The following is a 21899-nucleotide window of genomic DNA, read 5'->3' on the forward strand; positions in this document are numbered from 1 at the left end:
TAGGGTTATCCTGTTGTCAGTAGTGCGTCGACAGCGTCGGCTGCTCGCTCGCTGGCATTGCATTTAAGTAGCTGATGCAATTGCTCGAATCGGGCATTAAGCGGCGTAAAATCTTGGTTAAGCTGGTTAATCACAGCATCTGCAATTAATTGCGGCTGGCAATTCGCTTGCATCAACTCTGGCACAATAGTTTCATTTGCCAATAAATTAGGTAATGAGTAATTCTTTATTTGCATCATACGGATCGCAATCGCATACGTGATTGGACTGACGCGATAGGCCACTACCATAGGACGCTTAACTAGCATGGCCTCTAATGTAGCTGTGCCTGATGCTAATAAAATACAGTCGGCTGCTGCCATGACTTCACGCGAGTGACCATCAACAATATGAATTTCTAAATCAGGTGCATACTGTTGTAACGCGTCATTGAATTGTTGCTTACGCGCCTCATTCACCATTGGCGTCACAAACTTAATGTCAGGATAGGCTTGTTTAACGAGCAAGGCCGCTTTAACAAAAGGTTCAGCCAGTTGCGCTAATTCGCCACCACGAGAACCGGGCAATACTGCGAGGTATTCTGCTGCAGCATCTAAACCTAACTCTGCACGTGCGGCTAATTTGTCGCTTTGCATCGGAATATCGTCAGCCAAGGTATGGCCAACAAACGTACATGGGACTTGATGCTTATCGTAAAAGGCTTTTTCGAATGGCAATAGCGATAACACCATATTAGTGGCTTTCGCTATTTTAAAGATACGCTTTGGACGCCACGCCCACACGGATGGACTGACATAATGAACCGTTTTAATGCCTTTGGCTTTTAACTTAAGCTCAAGGCCAATATTAAAATCAGGTGCATCAATACCGATAAAGCAATCTGGTGCAAGTTCGGTTATTTGCTTTATCAAGCTTGAACGGATATGAAGCAGTCTTGGTAAACGCGATAACACCTCTACAAGCCCCATGACTGAAAGTTCTTCCATGGAAAAAAGACTTTCAAACCCGAGGGCTTGCATACGAGGACCACCAATACCAATAAAACGGGCATCTGGATGGCGTTGCTTAAGCGACTTTACTAAGCCGGCACCTAAAATATCGCCGGAGATTTCTCCGGCGACAATGGCAAATACTTTTTGAGAACGTTGAGTCATCATTTCTTCTATCGAATAATGCCGCGACCAGGTTGGTTAATGAATTCCATAAATGCTTTTACATTGTCATCTTTGTCAGCCAATTCACTGACTTCTGCGTTCGCTTCTTCAATGGTTAAGCTCTTACGGAATACCGCTTTGTAAGCATTTAAAATCGCTCGCTGGCTTTCTTTGGTAAAGCCACGGCGCTTTAAGCCTTCAAGGTTTAAGCCACGTGGTGCAGCAGGAGAACCTGCAGCCATTACAAATGGAGGAACATCTTGTAAAATTAGTGACGCCCCAGCAGTAAATGCATGATTACCAATGCGAACAAATTGATGTACGCCAGTCATGCCGCCAAGGATAACCCAATCGCCTACATGCACATGGCCAGCGATTGACGCATTGTTAGCCATAATCACATTGTTTCCCACAACACAGTCGTGAGCAATATGAACATAGGCCATAAATAAACAGTTAGACCCAATGCGAGTTTCGTGATTGTCTTGCGTCGTACCACGATGAATGGTGACAGACTCACGGATAATATTATTGTCGCCGATAATTAAGCGAGTTTGTTCGCCAGCATATTTTTTATCTTGGCATTCTTCACCGACTGAAGCGAACTGGAAAATCCGGTTACCTTTGCCAATAACAGTTGGACCTTTAACCACAACATGTGAACTAATCCATGTGTCGTCGCCAATCTCAACATTTTCGCCAATATACGTCCAAGGGCCAATCGTGACATTTTGACCAATTTTGGCACTGGGATGAACAAACGCTAATTTATCTATCACTTTTTAATCTCTCTACGTGCGCACATGATTTCGGCAGAACAAACCAGTTCACCATCAACACGAGCTTCACCAACAAACACACCAATACCACGGCGTTCTTTAATCATTTTAACGTGGAAATGTATTTGGTCACCCGGCTCAACAACACGTTTAAAACGCGCTTTATCGATACCTGCAAAATAATACAATACGTCAGGAGAAGGCTCTGTACTCATGGTTTTAAAAGCAAGTAAACCGGTAGCTTGTGCCATTGCTTCTAAAATTAATACACCAGGCATAACCGGTTGTATTGGGAAATGACCTTGGAAGAAAGGCTCATTAATCGTGACGTTTTTAATCGCATGCAATTGCTCGCCTACGGTAAAATCCAATACACGATCGATCAACAAAAATGGATATCTATGAGGTAGATATTTAAGGATCTCTTTAATATCCATGGTGTTTAATTGGTTTGACACACTACATTCCTTAATCAAGGCTGAATGGGTTTATTCTTCGCCTTTGGTGCTTTTCTCGAGGTGTTTTACTCGATTAAATAATTCATCTAATTGACGGAAACGAACAGTGTTTCGACGCCATAGCTTGTTTTCCATTGCAACCGTCGCAGAAGAATACACGCCTTTCTCACGGATAATACTGGTTACATTAGTGCCACCTGAAACATGGACACCATCAGCAATACTTAAATGGCCTGCAATGGCAGTATTACCGCCGATAATACAGTATTTACCAATCTCGGTACTACCCGCAATTGTCGTGCTACCTGCAATAGCAGTATTTTGACCAACAATCACGTTATGAGCAATTTGAATTTGGTTATCTATAATCACACCATCATGAATTTCAGTATGAGATAACGCGCCGCGATCGATACTGGTACAGGCACCAATTTCGACCCGATTGCCAATACGAACTCCGCCAGTTTGAGGGATCTTAACCCAGGTTCCGCGCTCATTAGCGTAACCAAAACCATCTGAACCAATTACTGTACCTGATTGCACAAGACAATGTTGTCCGATGTGCACATCATGATACACAGTAACGTTAGCCCAGAGACGAGAATCTGAACCAATAATGCTGTCTTCACCGATAACACAGCCAGGTCCAATTTGGACGTTCTCACCTAGAATTGCCCGCGCACCAATAACCACATTAGCCCCAATTGCTGCATCAGTACCTATGATGGCTGACGGGTCAATTTGAGCTGATGGGTTAATGCCTAACACTTGCTTAGGCGTGGTATCCAATAACTGCGCTACTCGAGCAAATGCCACATAAGGGTCGCTAATAATTAACGCATTGCCCTGATATAACTCTGCTTCTTTTTCGCTTAGCAATACCGCGCTAGCTTGAGTTGCCTCAAGCTGAGCACGGTACTTACTATTGGCTAAAAAAGAGAGTTGGCCTTGGACCGCATCTTCAAGAGTCGCAACACTGGTGATTTCCACTGTTGCATCGCCTTTAACCGTTGCCCCCAATTGCTGGCCAAGCTCTTTTAAAGTCACTTTTTGCATATTACTTATTTGCCTTTGCTTAAGGCTTCAACCACTTTACCGCTGATATCAGCTTCTGGCTTAACAAAAATTACCGCGCCACGTTGTAGCACTAGGTCGTAATTTTCTTTACCAGCAATGGTATTAATGGCTTTTTGAACTTGAACTAATAGTTTATTTTGCTCTTCACCTTGACGACGACGCATGTCTTCATCTAATGCTTTGCCTTTTAATTGGAATTCAGATTTTAAAGAATCCATTTTACGTACTAGTTCAGTTTTTTGTGTGTCGCTCATTAATGCGCCGTCACGTTGTTGCTTTTCTACCAAAGAACGCATTTCTTCCTGCATTTTTTGAACTTCAGCAACACGATCACCAAACTCAGCTTTTAATGATTTAGAAATTTGTTCGCGCTGTGGCAACTGCTCAAACACTTCACCCATGTCAACTACTGCAATTTTTTCTGCGTGAGCGAGCATAGGCGTAGCGATTAATGCCAATGTTACTAGTGCGCGATTTACCATCTTTTTCAAAGTAGACTCCTGTTAAATTTGTTGTTATCAGCAAAACCTGCCGAGTGTATTTGTTTTAGAACGTTTTGCCAATATTGAACGAGAAAATCTCTGTTTCATCGTCTTCATATTCTTTTATCGGCCAAGCTAAACTAAACACCATCGGACCCATTGGTGATAGCCACTGTACGCTCATACCCCATGACGCACGAATACGTTCAGGGTCACTATAATCACTTAACTGCGAGAATTGATCGGCTGGCAAATAACGATAGCCATCGTAATCAAACTCAGTATCCCATACGTTACCGGCGTCTAAGAAGAAGCTGGTACGTACCGAGTTTGTGTAAGCTTCATCTAAGAATGGTGTAGGCACAATCACTTCTATACTCGCCGTTGCAATAGCATTACCGCCGATAGAGTTTCCATCACTCACATAAAGTGTATCTAGGTTGCCAGGCAAGTTACAACCCTCTCCAGATGGATCTGGTGAACAGGCTTCACTACCACGATATAAGTAAAATGAACGAGGTCCTACGGAGTTAGACTTAAAGCCACGTAATGAGCTTGAACCACCTGAGTAGTAATTTTCCCAAAACGGTAGAATTTGATCATTATCTTTAAAACTGCCATAACCGTTCGCGTAACCTAAATGGGCGCGAGCTAACAACACAAATCCATGCTGACGAGTTAACGGTAAATAGTAGTTAGTGTCAAAATCGGTTTTGAAATATTGTAAATCCGACCCTGGCACTGTCATTTTACCACTTAAGCGCTGAGATGAACCGTCTGTTGGGAACGTGCCACGGTTGAGCGTGCTGCGGTACCAACCCGCAGTTAATTCAAAGTTATCAAAACTTAAATCAGCATCAACTTCATCGTTTTCACGGTAAATATTGTAAAAACGCACAGCTTGTTCATAAGACGAAATTTCTGAAATCGTGTTATGACGATAACCAATACCGCCATTTAAACGGTTAGATTCGTTAATCGGGAAACCAGAGTTAAGCGCTAAGCCATAAGATTTATTCTTATAACGTTCAAGGTTAGCCTGGTTCGCGTCAAACTCATTCCAGTAAACACTGCCACCTAAACTCACGCCATCTTTAGTAAAGTATGGGTCGGTATAAGACAAGTTCGCACTTTTTGAATACTTGTTAGTATTGACACTGAAACCAGCTTGGTTACCTGTACCAAGGAAGTTATTTTGTTCAACCCCAAACTGCAAGCTTACGCCTGATTCAGTACCATATCCCACACCTGCGTTGAACGAGCCAGATGGCTGCTCTTTAACTGTAACGGCTACATCGACAAGATCGTCACTGCCAGGCACTTGAATCGTCTCAGTTTCTACCGTTTCGAAGTAACCTAGGCGGTTAAGACGAGTTTTAGATTGCTCAATTTGTGATGAGTTTAACCAAGCCCCTTCCATTTGACGTAACTCACGGCGCATGACTTCATCTTTAGTCACAGTGTTACCTGTGAAATTGATGGAGCGAACATACACACGCTTACCTGGTTTAATATTGATGTTTAATACAACTTCTTTGTTTTCATCATCAATTTCAGGATAAGTTTTCACTTCTGGGTAAGCATAACCAAAGCGGCCTAAATATTTGCTGTACATTTCTTCGGTGAATGTCACATCCGCACCGTTGTACATATTGCCCGCTTTAATTGGCAAAATTGAAGTCATTAACTCTTCGCGGCCCATTAAGTCGCCGACTAAGTTAACTTCTTTAACTTTGTATTTCTCGCCTTCTTTAACGTTGATTGTGATGTACAAACCTTTACGGTCTGGCGTCATCGCAACTTGCGTTGAAGTCACTTCAAAGCGGATATAGCCTTGGTTGTGATAATAGGTCTTAATGGTTTCTAAATCGGCCTGTAACTTCTGCTTTTGATAGCGACGCTCACCGAATAAATCCCACCATGCAACATAGTCTTTAAGCTCGAGCATGCTGATAAGCTCTGAGTCAGTAAATACCGTGTTACCTACCACGTTTATTTGACGAATTTCTGCCGCTAAACCTTCGGTAAACTTAAACTTAAGCTCAACACGGTTACGCGGTAAGTTAATAATTTGCGCTTCAACTTTGGCACCGTACTTACCCACGCCGTAATAGAAATCTTGCAAGCCTTTTTCAATGCCTGACAACATGGTTTTATCTAACGACTCGCCAGATTTCACACCAGAACCATCAAGACTTTCTTGTAACTGCTCGTCTTTAATGTCTTTGTTACCTTCAAACGAGATAACGCTGATGGTTGGACGTTCTTTTACGGCCACATACAATATGCCATTTTCATGACTGATACTGATGTTTTCAAAATTAGTTGAACCATATAGGCTCTTAATTGCTTGCTGTAATTTAACTTCATCTATTGTGTCACCTATTTTCACAGGTAAGTTTAATAGCGCCGCACCGAGAGCAACTCGTTGCAGACCTTCTACTTGAATGTCGGTCACTTCAAAAGGTTGGAAAGACTCTGCCCAACCATTCCCTGAAAAAGACGCGCCGACGAATAACATCGAGGCAAAAATTTTATTCAATCTCATAGAGCACTTCTAATTATTAGTCTGTCCTTGCTCAGAGTCGGGCAAAATCGTTGAATAGGGCGACACCCATCAACATTAGCAGCAATGCTGCGCCAAACCTGAAACCTATTTCCTGCACCTTTTCGGGTACAGGCTTACCAGTAATCACTTCAACAAAGTAATACAGCAAGTGTCCACCATCAAGCACTGGCAAAGGCATTAAATTAATGATGCCTAAGTTAACGCTGATGAGCGCGATAAACCCAAGAAAGTACACTAAACCGTAACTTGCACTGGCGCCTGCGCCTTGTGCAATCGAGATAGGACCACTTAAGTTTTTCACCGACACATCGCCGGTAAATAATTTTCCAATCATCTTGAAACTAACAACAACGAGTTGCCATGTTTTGTCAGTCGCTGCGATAAAAGAATCTACTATGCCATACTCAAGATCAAAGCGCATATTGTCAGGCCAAGGTGCTTGAGTAGGGCTAATGCCAACAATACCAATGGTTTTGCCATCTGGGTTTTGCTGAGCTTTAGGTGTTACATCAACATTGATCACTTGGCCGTCTCGCACCAATGTCATGCTTATTGATTTGTCTGCCGATGTTTGTACCACATCGACAAAGTCTTTCCAATCACTGTAAGGATTGCCATTAATTGATGATAATTTATCACCGACTCTTATCCCTGCTTGTTCTGCAGCACTCTCAGCCGACACTAAAGCAATGGTAGGGTCAATCCCTGGGCGAAATATCCCTAAACCTAACGAAGTAATAGGCGACATTTTTTCTGGGTCAAAAACCCAGGCGCGAGTATCTAGTGTCACTGTTTTCGTTGGCATATCCATGCCAGACAATGTGGCAAGGGGCGCTAAGGTTAATTCAATGCTTGCATCACCAATATGCCCCACTAACGCTAAATTCACTTCTTCCCAGGTGCGAACTTTTTGCCCTGATACCGCGAGAATCTGTTGCGGTTCAACCACATTAATAATCCCTGCTTGGCTGTCTAATTTAGTGCTATCGATAACAGGCTTAAGCGATGGTGTGCCTATCAAGTACATAATATACAAGGCAAGTATGGCAAAAATAAAATTGGCAATTGGGCCTGCTGACACAATCGCGATACGTTGCCATACTGATTTGCGGTTAAATGCTTGATCAACCAATTCTGCTGGTACGTCTTCTACACGCTCATCGAGCATTTTGACATAACCGCCCAATGGGATCATCGCGACCACATACTCGGTACCGTCTTGGCCCACTTTGCGCCAAATCGCTTTGCCAAAGCCAATAGAGAAACGTTCTACTTTGACACCGCAACGACGGGCAACCCAAAAATGACCGTATTCATGGGCGGTAATTAAAATGCCCAATGCCACGATAAATGAACCAAGGCTCCAAAAAAAATCTATCATCATTTCCCTGAATTAATTAAGTGCGTTAATAACCGATTTAGCCGTTTTGCGCGCTTGCTCATCAAGCTGCAAAATATCTTCAATACTGGCTAAGCGTGTTTGTTGCACTGAGTCTAAACAATGATGATTAACATCAGCAATATCGGTAAAACGGATCTGACCTTTTAAAAATGAATCGACGGCAATTTCGTTAGCCGCATTTAATACTGTCGTTGACTCTTGACCTTGTTCGCAAGCTTGCATCGCCAGACGTAAGCAAGGAAAACGGCTAAAGTCAGGTTCACAAAAGCTTAATTGTCCGACTTTGAAAAAGTCCAAAGGTTCAACACCTGCATGAATTCTTTGCGGATAGCTCATACAATGAGCAATTGGAGTGCGCATATCGGGATTTCCCATCTGTGCAATCACTGAACCATCTCGATATTGCACCATGGAGTGAATCACACTCTGAGGATGAATAACCACTTTCAGCTGATCTTTTTGAGTGTTAAACAACCAGCGAGCCTCGATAAACTCTAAGCCTTTATTCATCATGGTAGCGGAATCGACCGAAATTTTAGGTCCCATAGACCAATTAGGGTGATTACATGCCTGAGCCGGTGTCATGGTGCTCAAGGTGGTTAAATCGGTATTTAGAAAAGGTCCACCCGATCCTGTTAGCAAAATATGCGAAATACCATTGCCATTAAGATCGCAGTAACCGAGTTGGTCTTGTACTTGCTGAGGTAAACATTGAAATATAGCGTTATGCTCGCTGTCGACAGGCAGCACTGTTGCACCTGAAGCCTTAGCGGTGTTCATAAATAATTCGCCAGACATCACCAACGCTTCTTTGTTGGCCAACAATACACGCTTACCAGCTTTAACAGCATCAAAGGTCGGCACTAATCCAGCCGCACCAACAATGGCAGCCATCACGGTATCTGTTTTACTGTCAGTCACTAACGCATGCAGCGCCTCAGCACCGGTTGTCACTTGGGTAATACTATGTGAAGGCAACTGAGCTTTAAGCTGCATAGCAGCGGCCTCATTAACCATATGAGCATATTGCGGTTGATACTTAACACATAGGGCTAGCATTTTATCAACACTGGCATTGGCAACTAAGCCATAGACATGGAACTCGGCAGGATTATTTGCTATCACGCTCAGAGTGCTTGCCCCGATGGAGCCTGTCGCTCCTAGTATCACCATATTTTGCATCGACATTACATCCACATCGCAATATAGATAAAGGTAAACACAGGTAATGCGGCCGTTAAGCTATCGATACGATCTAAAATGCCACCATGGCCTGGTAAAATAGTGCCCGAGTCTTTGATGTTGGCAGCACGCTTAAACATGCTTTCAGATAAATCACCAAATGCTGAAGCTAACGCAGTGACTAACGTCACGACAACCAACAAGCCAAGTTCTTGTTCTGGTGCGACATACATTACGCCTGCAACGACTATCATTGTGGTTAACAAACCACCTGCTAAGCCTTCTAAGGTCTTGGCAGGGCTAACGCTAGGCATCAACTTATGTTTACCTAATTTACGACCCGCAAAGTAAGCTCCGGTATCGGTGGCCCAAACGACCAGCATCACCAAAAACACTAAGGCGCCGCCATAATAAGGGTCAACATTATTGCTTAATGACTTAAGCGCAATCAATGAAGCAAAACACGGCACTAATGTTAGTTGTCCAAACATAGACTTTAACATTGGGCTGGTTTTCCAAAACTTAGCACTTTTAGGAAAGCTAAACACTAATATACTGCTAACAATCCACCAAAACACACCAATACTAATGATTGCCAGGTACATTGGGTGTAGTTGGCCTTTAAACCACAAAACATCCACTGGCACGGTCAAATTAAGGGCTATCAGCAAAAAACCTAATGTTGCGGTAAAAGACCATTGAGTTGCATTGCACTGAGGGTCAATGAAACTGCCCCACTCTTTGGCTGCAATCAAAAAAACTGGCACCAATACCCAAGCAAAGAAGTTTGCTGGTAGTAAAAAAATTGCCCCGAGTACAATTGGGATTAACCACAATGCTGTTATTATTCGTTGTTTTAGCAAAAACTAATCCTCTTAATATTTTTTATATTGCGCGTATCTGTTCGATTTGACTCCCAGTCAAACCAAAACGACGCTGCCGACTGGCAAAAATGGCAAGCGCATCTCGAAATGCTTGCTCATCAAAGTCAGGCCACAAGGTGTCAGTAAACACCAATTCGGCATATGCAGCCTGCCATAACACAAAATTACTAATGCGGTAATCACCGCCAGTACGGATCATTAAATCAACTTCGCTCTGATTTTGCATGCACAAATGTTCATTTAGGGCATCTTCGGTCATCTGACTGCTGTTGATTTCGCCAGTTGCGACCTTTTCGGCTAATTTTTGTGCAGCTTGCAAGATATCCCAACGGCCACCGTAGTTAGCCGCTACATTCAATATTAACCCGGTATTGGCCATCGTTTTTTCTTGAGCTGCTGCAATTTGCTTTTGCAAACGCGCTGAAAAGCGACTGGTATCGCCAATAATATTGAGTCTTACTTGATTTTTGTCGAGCAATTTTAGCTCGCGCTGCAACACAGTAAAAAACAGTTCCATTAACAAACTGACTTCTTTATCAGGTCGGCGCCAATTTTCACTCGAAAACGCGAACAGCGTTAACGATTCAATCCCTAACTGACTTGCGGTGCTAACGGCACGACGAACGGCTTTAACACCGGCTTTATGGCCAAACACACGGGCTTTACCCTGCAATTGTGCCCAGCGACCATTACCATCCATGATAATTGCAACATGCTTTGGCAGAGATTGTTTAACTACATCAGATAATTGTCCCGGCAGTAATGGCGAAGTCATAGCCTCCGGATCTGCATTAGGGTCTGATTCAAACTCAACTGTAGATGACATCTACGGCAATCCTTTATAAAAACAAACGCCGTGTAGTATACCCTTACACGGCGTGTTAACTCTAGCGTCTAAGTTGAGAGATTATACTTCCATCAACTCTTTTTCTTTAGCCGCTAAAATGGTATCGATATTTTTGATGTATGAATCTGTTTGCTTTTGCACCTCGTCTTCACTGCGGCGCACATCATCTTCAGTACATTCTTTAGCTTTCTCAAGCTTCTTAACTTCACTGATCGCATCACGGCGAACGTTACGAATGGCAATACGGCCATTTTCCGCTTCGTTTTTTACCACTTTAATGAAATCTTTACGACGCTCTTCGGTTAATGATGGTAATGGAATACGCAACGTTGCACCGGCTGTCATAGGGTTTAAACCTAGATCAGAGCTCATAATCGCTTTCTCAACGGCTTGTACCATAGTACGGTCAAAAACGGTTACCGTTAATGTACGAGAATCTTCAACACCGACGTTAGCGACTTGCTTAAGTGGTGCCATAGAACCGTAATAAGAAACCTGAATAGAATCTAATAAACTTGGGTGTGCACGGCCGGTACGAACCTTAGCCATTTGATTTTTAGTTGCATCTACGCACTTGCCCATGCGCTCTTGCGCATCTAACATAATTGTATCAATCACAATAATTTCCTTTTTGTCACAAATTCATGTGTGCCTGAGCTTTAGTCTAAGAATGACACAAGCAATAAAACAGCTCAAACAGTTAATTTATTTGGTGTCACTATTTTTTACTTCTGTGATTAAGCAGGTAGTTTACTGCTAATAACAGTCCCTTCTTGTTCGCCCATAATCACGCGACGAAGCGCGCCAGGCTTGTTCATATTGAACACTAAAATAGGCATATTATGATCACGCGCCATTGTAAATGCTGCAAGGTCCATTACTTTTAATTCTGATTCAAGGACTTCAGCGTAGGTTAACGTATCATATTTAACCGCTTCAGGATCTTTCATTGGGTCAGCAGAGTAAACGCCATCTACTTTTGTCCCTTTAAGTACCACTTCAGCTTCAATTTCGATACCGCGCAAACAAGCCGCAGAATCTGTTGTGCAAAATGGGTTGCCTGTACCAGCAGCAAAAATCACTACGCGGCCAGATTTTAATAAGCTAATGGCTTCTGTCCAGGTGTAATCGTCACACACGCCTTTAAGCGGAATGGCAGACATAAGACGAGCATTAACATATGCACGGTGCAACGCATCACGCATGGCTAAACCATTCATTACGGTTGCTAACATACCCATGTGATCGCCCACCACGCGGTTCATGCCAGCTTTTGCTAAGCCTTCTCCACGGAACAGATTACCACCACCAATAACCACACCAACTTGAATGCCGAGTTCAACAAGCTCTTTTACTTCTTGTGCCATACGATCAAGTACTTTTGGGTCAATGCCGAAGCCTTCTTCACCCATTAAAGCTTCACCGCTTAATTTAAGCAGAATACGTCTAAACGCTGGTTTTGGATTGGTGCTCATAATTTTCGTCCTAATTATAACAAGACCGCAGCGGTTGCTGCGGTCTTAGGGTACTTAGAGAAAAGCGATTACGCTTTTTTAGTTGCAGCGATTTGCGCTGCTACTTCAGCAGCAAAATCTTCTGCCTTCTTCTCGATACCTTCGCCAACTTCTAAACGAATGAAGTTAGTCACTGTTGCTTTTTTCTCTTTAAGAACTTCGCCAACAGTTTTCTTAGGTTCCATGATATAAGCTTGACCAGTAAGAGAGATCTCACCAGTAAACTTCTTCATACGACCTACAACCATCTTCTCAGCGATTTCAGCAGGCTTGCCTTCATTCATCGCGATTTCGATTTGAAGCGCTTGCTCTCTTTCTACAAGTTCAGCAGGCACATCGTCAGGGTTTACGAATTCTGGCTTAGAAGCAGCAACGTGCATTGCGATGTGCTTTAAGGTTTCTTCGTCAGCTTCGCCCGCAACAACAACACCGATACGGTCGCCGTGACGGTAAGATGCTAAGTTAGCACCGTCGATGTACTCAACGCGACGAACGTTGATGTTTTCACCGATTTTAGTCACTAGCGCAACACGAGTTTCTTCAAACTGTGCTTTAAGATCTTCAATAGTGACTTTTGATGCAGCAGCAACATCTAGTACTGCGTTAGCAAATCCTAGGAAGTTTGAGTCTTTTGCAACGAAGTCAGTTTGACAGTTAACTTCTAAAAGTGCAGCGAAACCATCGCCGTTCTTGATTAGAATTGTACCGTCAGCAGCGATGTTACCTGCTTTTTTAGCAGCCTTCGCAGCGCCGCTTTTGCGCATGTTATCAATCGCTAGTTCGATGTCACCGTCAGTTTCAGTCAGTGCATTCTTACAGTCCATCATGCCAGCGCCAGTGCGGTCACGAAGTTCTTTAACTTGGGCAGCAGTAATTGCCATTGTTAAATCCTCTAATTTAATTCGTCTAATATTGCATTTATAAAACAGGGGCCAAAAGGCCCCTGTTCACCAATTATCTTATTGGCAAATAAGGGAGATGGTAACCATCACGCCTTATTAAACAGCTTCTACGAAACCGTCTTGCTCAGCTTGAACAGCTAAATCTTGACCACGGCCAGAGTTGGCAGCAGCAGCAACAGATGAAGTGTACAAACGAATAGCACGCATCGCGTCGTCGTTACCAGGAACGATGTAGTTAACACCGTCTGGTGCAGAGTTAGTATCAACAACTGCAACAACTGGGATACCTAGGTTGTTTGCTTCTTTAATAGCGATATGCTCATGGTCAGCACCGATAACGAATAATACGTCAGGTAAGCCGCCCATGTTCTTGATTCCGCCTAAAGACTTTTCTAACTTGTCTAATTCGCGTGAACGCATTAGCGCTTCTTTCTTAGTAAGCTTGTCGAAAGTACCGTCTACAGACTGGCTTTCTAGCTCTTTAAGACGCTTGATTGACTGACGAACAGTTTTCCAGTTTGTTAACATACCGCCTAACCAGCGGTGATCAACATAGTACTGGTCACAAGAAATTGCAGATTCTTTGATAGCTTCGCCAGCAGCGCGCTTGGTACCAACAAATAATACTTTACCTTTCTTAGAAGCGATGTTGCTAATGAAAGCTAAAGCTTCGTTGAACATTGGTACAGTGTGCTCAAGGTTGATGATGTGTACACCGTTACGAGCGCCGAAGATGAAAGGCTTCATCTTTGGGTTCCAGTAACGTGTTTGGTGACCGAAGTGAACACCAGCTTGTAGCATGTCGCGCATTGAAACAGTAGTCATTGTATATACCTTAATGTAAGGGGTTAGACCTCCACGCATCCCATGTTTTCGACCCTCTTAATTCGATATGAATTAGAAAGCACCCCGAAAAATGTGTCGATACGTGTGTGATTTAGTATTTAAGTTAATTGCCATGTATAATAGCCGCCATATTTTACGGTTTGCCGAACTCTTTGTGATGATTTGTTTAAAATGCCTATAAATAAGCGTTTAATAACATTAACCGACATCGAGTTAACTCGAACCGTACAACAACGATCTTATACACAACGGCGCGCTTTATACCATAATCGGCAACTAAATACAAATTTTTGCCATAAAATCATTGGATAAAACCAGCCAATTTTGACCGTCAAATGATAGAGAGTTTTCATGAGTATTGTGATTAAAAATGCAGACGAAATAGCAAAAATGCGTGCAGCAGGTAAGTTAGCTGCTCAAGTATTAGAAATGGTTGCTCCTTTTGTAAAGGCAGGCGTCACCACCGATGAGCTAAACGACATTTGTGCAAAATACACCGAAGAGCAAGGCGCAATTTCTGCCCCGCTTAATTATCATGGTTTTCCAAAGTCTATTTGCACTTCAGTAAATGCAGTGGTTTGCCACGGTATCCCTTCTGGTTATGTGTTAAAAGAAGGCGATATGATTAACCTTGATATTACTGTCATTTTAGACGGTTATCATGGCGACACCTCTAAAATGTTTTTAATCGGTGAAGTGTCAGCAAAAGACAAACGCTTAAGCCGAATCGCCCAAGAAAGCTTATATTTGGCCATTCGTAAGGTTCGCCCTGGTTTAAAATTAGGCGAAATTGGCACAACCATTGAAAAATTCATCAAAACCAGCAAAACAGGGCTTGATAAGTATTCTATCGTGCAAGATTATTGTGGACATGGAATTGGTTCTGGCTTTCATGAAGAGCCACAGGTAGTTCATTACAAAAATAATGATAAAACCACTCTAAAGCCTGGTATGTGTTTTACTATCGAGCCAATGATCAACGCCGGTCGTCACACGACAGTACTGGATAAAAATGATAATTGGACCGTCACCACCTCCGATGGTAAAAATTCTGCTCAGTGGGAACACACCTTATTGGTAACAGAAACCGGCGTAGAAGTGTTAACTTTACGCGAAGAGGAAGATTTCCCTCGTATCATTAACCACTAAAAATAAATAAGGTTATCAATGAATACTGCGCTGGCCGCCAAAAATGCATTAATAGACTTAAACCAGCGCTTAGTTGAGCAATACACAGCAAAAGATCCCATTGCTGATATTGTTAAACATCGCAGTCAATTTGTTGATTCCTTATTAACCCAGGCATGGCAAGACTTTGCGTTAAATTCTGACGCACTTGCCTTGGTTGCGGTAGGTGGCTATGGCCGCGGTGAACTGCATCCCCATTCAGACATCGATTTACTGTTTTTAGTTAACAATGAGCCACTTTCAACTGAATTAGAAAGCCAACTCAGCCAGTTCATTACCTACCTTTGGGATACAGGGCTTGAAATTGGCCACAGTGTTCGCACCATCGCGCAAACCATTGAACAAGGTAAAGCGGATATTACCATTGCCACTAATCTTATAGAGGCAAGGCTGCTAACCGGTAATGAATATTTATTTGATCTGCTTTATGACCATATCCGCCAGGATGATTTTTGGCCATCTTATGATTTTTATAACGCAAAAAAAGATGAACAGACCAACCGGCACAGCAAAGCCAGCGCCTTCGATTTAGAACCCAATATTAAAACCTGCCCAGGTGGACTGCGCGATATTCAAACCATCGCATGGGTTGCTATGCGCCACTTTGATGCAGCAACATTAGAAGAACTCGTTGAGCATGACTTTCTTGCGCCAGCAGAGCTTGAAGAGTTGCTAGAGTGTCAAAACTTTTTGTGGGAAATTCGCTTCGCCCTGCACATCACAGCTAATCGCAATGAAAACAGACTACTGTTTGATTTACAGCGTCAAATTGCTAGCTTACTCGGCTATGAGGACGCGACTCAACTGGCCGTTGAACAAATGATGAAACGCTACTATCGCACGGTTCGCCGAGTGATGGAGCTCAATCAAATGCTGTTACAGCTATTTAAACGCGCCACACTTGGGCATACGCAAGCTTTAGAGATTCAGCCGATAAATAGCATGTTTCAACGTCGTGGACGGTACATCGAAGTATTAGACGATGACTTATTTACTCGCGCTAATGAAGAAATTTTGCGCTTATTTTTAATGATAGCCAAAAACTCTAATATTCAGGATATTTACGCACCGACACTACGCTTATTGCGCAATGCTCGTCGAGGACTCACCGCGCCGTTACAAGATAATCCCGCTTGTCGCAAAGTGCTCATGGAAATTCTTAAGCACCCTCGGGGTATTGAAGCATTATCGTTTATGCACAAACACGGTATTTTATCTTCATATTTACCCGCCTGGCGCAAAATTGAAGGTCAAATGCAGTTTGACTTATTCCATGCTTATACCGTTGATGAACACACTCACCGATTATTACTCAATATAGAGCGTTTCTCACAATCCGAGCAAAAAGATGAATTTCCTTTAGGCGCGATTTTGATTAATCAGTTACCGAAAAAAGGCTTATTGGTGCTAGGGGCAATATTTCATGATATTGCCAAAGGTCGAGGCGGCGATCACAGTAAATTAGGTTCAAAAGATGCCATCGATTTTTGCAAGTTACATGGCATGAACGATCATGATGGTCGATTAGTCGCGTGGTTAGTTGAAAACCATTTAGTCATGTCGGTGACCGCGCAACGCCGTGATATTTCCGATCCTGAAGTGGTTGCCGAATTTGCAGAAAAAGTGCGCGATGCGATTCATCTCAGTTATTTATATTGCCTTACCGTCGCAGACATTTGTGCCACAAATGAAAAAACCTGGAATAACTGGAAAGGTTCATTACTGCGCGATCTGTACTTCTCGACTCAACGCGTATTAGCGCGCGGCAAAGAAAAGCCTGTTGATGTCAAAGCGCGTGTAAAAGAAATACAAGCTAAAGCAAAGAAAGAATTAATAAGACGTGGCATAAAAGAAAAAGACATGGACACCTTGTGGTCACGTTTTAAGTCTGACTACTTTATACGCCATCAACCCAATCAAGTCGCTTGGCACGCCGAAGCCATTCTAAAACACAATCGCGACGAACCATTGGTATTAATGTCTAAACACACCACGCGAGGCGGCACAGAACTGTTTATTTACAGTAAAGACAAGCCTAAATTGTTCGCGACGGTAATGACCGTATTAGACAATAAAAATATCAACGTCCATGACGCCAACATTATGACGTCAAAAGACAACTATGCGCTCGACACCTTTGTTATTTTAGAACAAGATGGCGAGCCCATTTTGCAGTTATCGCGCATTCAAAGTATTCGTAAAGCACTTGAGAAAGCCTTAGCCAGTGAAAATCCGAAGCTACCAAAGTTCAGAAAACTGGCGCGGATCATGAAACCTTTTAATGTTGCCACTCATGTGAGTTTCTTACCCAGTGCTCGCCATGGTACAAGTATGATGGAATTAATCACCTTGGACACGCCAGGCCTGTTAGCCAAGGTCGGCGACACTTTTTATCGCTGTGACGTCACCTTATTAGCGGCCAAAATTACCACGATTGGCGAACGCGCAGAGGATTTCTTTATTTTGCAGACCCAAAGTGGTGCGGCATTAGACGAGCAGCAACAACGACAACTATCAGATGCACTTATATTGGCACTGAAATCCACTAACTAATTTTTTAAAACTCAATGTTTATGCTAATTTTGAGCTAATCATTACCTACTGGGAGAAAACAATGGAGGCTTTACGCCAACGCATTGAAGCTGCATTCGAAACTCGCCAAGACATTTCACCTTCGAGTGTCGACGCAAGTGTACGTGCAGATGTTGAAACTGTAATCAACATGCTAGACAAAGGCGAAGCACGTGTTGCTGAGAAAATTGACGGTGAATGGCATGTTCATCAATGGCTTAAAAAAGCAGTTTTGCTGTCTTTCCGTATTTTTGATAATGGCGTGATTGACGGTGGCGACACAAAATACTTTGATAAAGTACCGCAAAAATTTGCTGATTACGACGAAGCTCGTTTCAAAGCAGAAGGCATTCGTGTCGTGCCACCTGCAACTGTACGTAAAGGCTCATTTATCGGTAAAAACACCGTATTAATGCCATCTTACGTTAACCTAGGTGCATATGTTGATGAAGGCACCATGGTTGATACGTGGGCTACAGTAGGCTCATGCGCACAGATTGGTAAAAACGTACATCTCTCTGGTGGTGTAGGTATTGGCGGTGTATTAGAGCCATTACAAGCCGGCCCAACCATTATTGAAGACAACTGCTTTATTGGCGCACGCAGCGAAATCGTTGAAGGTGTTGTTGTTGAAGAAGGCAGCGTTATCTCAATGGGCGTTTACATTGGCCAAAGCACACGTATTTTTGACCGTGAAACCGGTGAAGTGCATTACGGTCGTGTTCCAGCGGGTTCTGTTGTGGTCTCTGGCAACTTGCCATCTGCTTGCGGTAAATACAGTTTATATGCTGCCATTATCGTTAAAAAAGTGGACGCCAAAACTCGCGGTAAAGTAGGTATTAACGAGCTACTGCGTATCGTTGACTAATCACCTTTCTCGGTGAATAGATTAATAATAAAAAAGGCGCTAAGCGCCTTTTTTGTTATTCCATTGTGCGTTAATAAGTGATGGCTCACTTATAAACGAGGAATGGTATTACTGAGTTTTTTTAAGGATCGCATTGGCTAAAATCTGCCATGTTAGCATTCCAATCACCTGTTCTTTATCATTTTGCACCAAAAGATACGCCGCGTTAGATTTTTCTAGGGTTAATTTAGCATCATTTAAAATAGTATGATCGCTAATCATATTCATCTTATGCTGCATAATTTGGTGAGCACGCTTATTAAGTAAACTTCTATCCGCCGCACGTTCTGCAGCGGTATCAATGAATGGACTGTGCCAAAATGCTAAAATTTGATTATCGACGACACCAATCGGCTTACGTTCTTTTTCTGAGAGCACGACTGCCACCCCCATCTTAGCCTTTTTCATCATGGCTTCGGCGTGTTCTAAGGTATGATATTCCTCTAAAAATACGACAGGTGCCAATGTTAAACTCGACACATACTCTTCTTCTTTAAAGTCTTCTACCGCTAAAATTTCTAAGCAAGCATCAACAACACCTGCGTCATATTGTATACCGCGACCTCGCATTAACTCTTGTGTTAATACATCCATGCCTAAAGAAGGACGATAAGGTCTGTGGCTTAAGATTGAATCGGCAATATCAGCTACCGCAATAATTTTAGCTTCTAGTATGATGTCTTTGCCTTTGAGACCTTTGGGGTAACCTGAGCCGTCTAAGCGCTCATGGTGTTGTAAAATCATTTGTTTAATGGGCCACGGAAACTCCACCTCATCAATGATCAATGCACCTTGCTCAGGATGCTCTTTAACCATGGCAAACTCAGCTTCAGTTAACCGTGATGGTTTTGATAAAATTTGACTGGGTAATGCCAGTTTGCCGATATCGTGGATCAACGCCCCCAATTTAAGCCCCTCAAGGCACTCAGGCGACAAGCCCATTTTTTCGCCCATTAAATAGCTTAACTGCGCCACTGACTTTTGATGGCCTGCGGTATAAGCATCTTTGAGCTCCAACGCTTCCGATATTGCTCCAATCAATTGGACCAATATTAAGGTCATTTTCTCTTTTTGCGCTTTGATAATGCTCGATTGGTGGGACACTGCTTTCATCGTACGAGGCAGCTCTACGCTATGCCATAAAATGGTAGCAAAAATGGTTAATGATTTTGCATCAACTTGGGTATAAGGATTATCTCGATTACCTACGCCAATAATCCCAACCAACTTCTTACGGTAATGAATAGGAATACAAAGGTGGTTTTTAAAGGCAAAAAAGCCGTCTTTTTGGCTTTTATTGGCAATTAGATCGGTTAAATCGTTATGAATAACAGGTTTGCGGGTTTTAATGGTTTCGGCCCAAACACCAGAATCAGCTTTATATGTTTGTTGCTTAGGGATAGCAAAGTAGTCACTGACTTCATCATTCCAAGCCGTTTTAACTATTTGATTCGATTTTTCATTAAAAAGATGAACATAACCGACTTTGGATTTAGTTAATGATAAACCTTGTTTTATTGCCGTAACAAAGACTAAATCGCCACTCGCATTAATCACTTCTTCGATTTGCTCAAGCCAGTCATCACTAGACTGAATAGCTTGATGATAATCAGGATGAAGCTCATTTAGCCAGGCTTTATCCAATTCAATCTCAATAATTGAAATACACCAATGCTCGCCGCTTTCTTCTATGGCGGTGAGCCTTGCTTGAAGGGCATGGCCTTTTTCATCGACAAAATTAATCACATGGCTGTTTTGACGTTCACTGAAATCAATACCGTCGAGTGGTAACGTCGGAAAAGCATTTAATATTGGTTGCTTTAATATGGCTGAAATCGGTTTTTTGGCTAATTTATAGAGCGGCTCACTCAACTTAATGAGCTCAAGACGATCGTTCAAAATCCCCCAGCACAATTTTGCACTTTTAGGGACTTCAGACGGCTTTAAAAAAAAATCAGCTTTTTGTAACATCGATCACCCTATTAAAGAATAGTAAATTACAGGACTATTTTAAGATTGGATAAACACTAATCTACGAATAAACTTGAACAATTGATCTTATTTCAATCAATAGATTAACCATAGCACATGAAGTCTATCGGCTGTAATACGGCATAACTAAAGCCGAATGTAGTGCTAAAACTGAGCTTAATACCAATTTGCATTAATAAGTGATGCCGACTCAAATACTAAAAAACGACGGTTTTGTTGCCGTACACCACAACTTGTTCATTTAGCACTAATTGCAATGCTTTACTGAGTACGCTTTTTTCTACATCGCGACCATTATGTGCAAGCTCTTCAGCGCTATAACTGTGATCAACTGAAATAACATCCTGCTTAATAATCGGCCCTTCGTCCAGATGATTATTAACGAAATGCGCAGTCGCACCAATAATTTTAACCCCACGATCCCACGCTTGTTTATACGGCGATGCACCAATAAATGCGGGTAAAAATGAATGATGAATATTAATGATTTTATCCGCAAACGCAGTGACAAACTCAGGGGTCAATACACGCATGTATTTAGCCAGGACAACAAAATCAGGATCGTAAGGTTTAATGACCTTGAGCATCGCTTGCTCATGTTCTTGACGGTTTAATCCTTCATGACTGACATAGTGAAATGGAATATCGAATTTTTCAGTCAATGGTTGTAATACATCATAATTGCCAACCACTGCGGCTATCTCAACATCTAAGCCGCCATAATAAGACTTCATTAAAATATCGCCTAAGCAATGCGCTTCTTTTGTCACCATAATCACAATGCGTTTGGTACACATTTCCACCAGCTTCATGTGGTTTTGCGCTGGTAACACCGCGCGTAATTCAGATAACAAACGCTCATCATCGAAGTGGCCTTCAAGCTCTGCACGCATAAAAAAACGCCCTTGAGCATGATCGACAAACTCAGTGTTTTTAATGATATTGAGCTGATTGGCAAAACACACATGAGTAATTTTTGCGATTAACCCTTTCGCATCAGCACAGTCAGTAATTAAGACTTTACGCTGTAATTCGGTTGGACTGGTTTTATTTAATTGATGACTCACGCTTACTGCTCCCGTATTACGATTAAGATTAACCTTGTCAGTTTGCCACTGAATATGCATCTTTGGGGAGGTTTTTTA

The 21899-nt window shown here is 42.4% G+C and carries 19 protein-coding genes; 3 read left to right on the plus strand and 16 right to left on the minus strand.

The genetic code is table 11. From position 1 onward, the window contains the following. Nucleotides 1-5 precede the first annotated feature (5 nt). The 14 genes from lpxB to rpsB form a co-directional block, all read right to left on the minus strand. On the minus strand, nucleotides 6-1154 hold the full coding sequence (gene lpxB, locus ACROAE_RS10475; protein ID WP_432401466.1) for a lipid-A-disaccharide synthase: 1149 nt from the start codon (nucleotides 1152-1154) through the stop codon (nucleotides 6-8). An 8-nt stretch (nucleotides 1155-1162) separates the two neighbouring features. Further along, entirely contained in the window at nucleotides 1163-1933 is a 771-nt protein-coding gene (lpxA, locus tag ACROAE_RS10480; RefSeq protein WP_432401468.1) for an acyl-ACP--UDP-N-acetylglucosamine O-acyltransferase, read from the minus strand. Further along, nucleotides 1930-2391: a 3-hydroxyacyl-ACP dehydratase FabZ gene (gene fabZ / locus ACROAE_RS10485; protein ID WP_432401470.1), complete on the minus strand. Its 462-nt coding sequence runs from the start codon at nucleotides 2389-2391 to the stop codon at nucleotides 1930-1932. Before fabZ ends, lpxA begins: the two co-directional genes overlap by 4 nt. A gap of 30 nt (nucleotides 2392-2421) precedes the next feature. Beyond that, the gene (gene lpxD, locus ACROAE_RS10490; RefSeq protein ID WP_432401473.1) at nucleotides 2422-3447 is read right to left on the minus strand and encodes a UDP-3-O-(3-hydroxymyristoyl)glucosamine N-acyltransferase; all 1026 of its coding nucleotides are present in this window, start codon (nucleotides 3445-3447) and stop codon (nucleotides 2422-2424) included. Nucleotides 3448-3452: 5 nt separating this feature from the next. Continuing rightward, nucleotides 3453-3950 carry an OmpH family outer membrane protein gene (locus ACROAE_RS10495; protein WP_160053907.1) on the minus strand — a complete coding sequence of 166 codons (498 nt, stop codon included), beginning with the start codon at nucleotides 3948-3950 and terminating at the stop codon, nucleotides 3453-3455. Nucleotides 3951-4014: 64 nt separating this feature from the next. Further along, the gene (bamA, locus tag ACROAE_RS10500; protein ID WP_432401475.1) at nucleotides 4015-6498 is read right to left on the minus strand and encodes an outer membrane protein assembly factor BamA; all 2484 of its coding nucleotides are present in this window, start codon (nucleotides 6496-6498) and stop codon (nucleotides 4015-4017) included. A gap of 31 nt (nucleotides 6499-6529) precedes the next feature. Continuing rightward, nucleotides 6530-7900 carry a sigma E protease regulator RseP gene (gene rseP, locus ACROAE_RS10505; RefSeq protein WP_432401556.1) on the minus strand — a complete coding sequence of 457 codons (1371 nt, stop codon included), beginning with the start codon at nucleotides 7898-7900 and terminating at the stop codon, nucleotides 6530-6532. Between the two features lie 12 nt (nucleotides 7901-7912). Then, complete coding sequence (ispC, locus tag ACROAE_RS10510; RefSeq protein ID WP_432401558.1) at nucleotides 7913-9103, minus strand: 1-deoxy-D-xylulose-5-phosphate reductoisomerase; 1191 nt, start codon at nucleotides 9101-9103, stop codon at nucleotides 7913-7915. Between the two features lie 5 nt (nucleotides 9104-9108). Continuing rightward, nucleotides 9109-9966, minus strand: coding sequence for a phosphatidate cytidylyltransferase (locus tag ACROAE_RS10515; protein ID WP_432401477.1), 858 nt, complete (start codon nucleotides 9964-9966; stop codon nucleotides 9109-9111). A 22-nt stretch (nucleotides 9967-9988) separates the two neighbouring features. Beyond that, the gene (gene uppS / locus ACROAE_RS10520) at nucleotides 9989-10813 is read right to left on the minus strand and encodes a polyprenyl diphosphate synthase (RefSeq protein ID WP_432401479.1); all 825 of its coding nucleotides are present in this window, start codon (nucleotides 10811-10813) and stop codon (nucleotides 9989-9991) included. Between the two features lie 81 nt (nucleotides 10814-10894). Continuing rightward, on the minus strand, nucleotides 10895-11437 hold the full coding sequence (frr, locus tag ACROAE_RS10525) for a ribosome recycling factor (RefSeq protein WP_432401560.1): 543 nt from the start codon (nucleotides 11435-11437) through the stop codon (nucleotides 10895-10897). 134 nt (nucleotides 11438-11571) lie between these two features. Continuing rightward, a complete protein-coding gene (pyrH, locus tag ACROAE_RS10530) occupies nucleotides 11572-12309 on the minus strand; it encodes a UMP kinase (RefSeq protein ID WP_432401481.1) in 738 nt (245 codons plus the stop codon). Between the two features lie 68 nt (nucleotides 12310-12377). Next, nucleotides 12378-13229 (minus strand): translation elongation factor Ts, encoded by an 852-nt coding sequence (gene tsf, locus ACROAE_RS10535; protein ID WP_432401483.1) that lies wholly within the window; start codon nucleotides 13227-13229, stop codon nucleotides 12378-12380. Nucleotides 13230-13346: 117 nt separating this feature from the next. Then, nucleotides 13347-14075, minus strand: a complete 729-nt coding sequence (gene rpsB / locus ACROAE_RS10540) for a 30S ribosomal protein S2 (RefSeq protein ID WP_432401485.1) — start codon at nucleotides 14073-14075, stop codon at nucleotides 13347-13349. Nucleotides 14076-14447: 372 nt separating this feature from the next. Here rpsB and map point away from each other — a divergent pair, with 372 nt between their 5' ends. The 3 genes from map to dapD all read left to right on the plus strand — a co-directional run bounded on the left by map (nucleotide 14448) and on the right by dapD (nucleotide 18723). Beyond that, the gene (gene map, locus ACROAE_RS10545) at nucleotides 14448-15245 is read left to right on the plus strand and encodes a type I methionyl aminopeptidase (RefSeq protein ID WP_432401487.1); all 798 of its coding nucleotides are present in this window, start codon (nucleotides 14448-14450) and stop codon (nucleotides 15243-15245) included. 18 nt (nucleotides 15246-15263) lie between these two features. Next, on the plus strand, nucleotides 15264-17837 hold the full coding sequence (glnD, locus tag ACROAE_RS10550; protein ID WP_432401489.1) for a bifunctional uridylyltransferase/uridylyl-removing protein GlnD: 2574 nt from the start codon (nucleotides 15264-15266) through the stop codon (nucleotides 17835-17837). A gap of 61 nt (nucleotides 17838-17898) precedes the next feature. Continuing rightward, nucleotides 17899-18723, plus strand: a complete 825-nt coding sequence (dapD, locus tag ACROAE_RS10555) for a 2,3,4,5-tetrahydropyridine-2,6-dicarboxylate N-succinyltransferase (RefSeq protein ID WP_160053895.1) — start codon at nucleotides 17899-17901, stop codon at nucleotides 18721-18723. A gap of 108 nt (nucleotides 18724-18831) precedes the next feature. Here dapD and ACROAE_RS10560 read toward each other — a convergent pair whose 3' ends face one another. Then, nucleotides 18832-20733, minus strand: coding sequence for an HD domain-containing phosphohydrolase (locus ACROAE_RS10560; protein ID WP_432401491.1), 1902 nt, complete (start codon nucleotides 20731-20733; stop codon nucleotides 18832-18834). 218 nt (nucleotides 20734-20951) lie between these two features. Further along, nucleotides 20952-21821: a formyltetrahydrofolate deformylase gene (purU, locus tag ACROAE_RS10565; RefSeq protein WP_432401493.1), complete on the minus strand. Its 870-nt coding sequence runs from the start codon at nucleotides 21819-21821 to the stop codon at nucleotides 20952-20954. Between the last annotated feature and the right edge of the window lie 78 nt (nucleotides 21822-21899).

Source organism: Shewanella sp. MF05960 (genome assembly GCF_050849305.1).
Classification (GTDB): Bacteria; Pseudomonadota; Gammaproteobacteria; order Enterobacterales; family Shewanellaceae; genus Shewanella.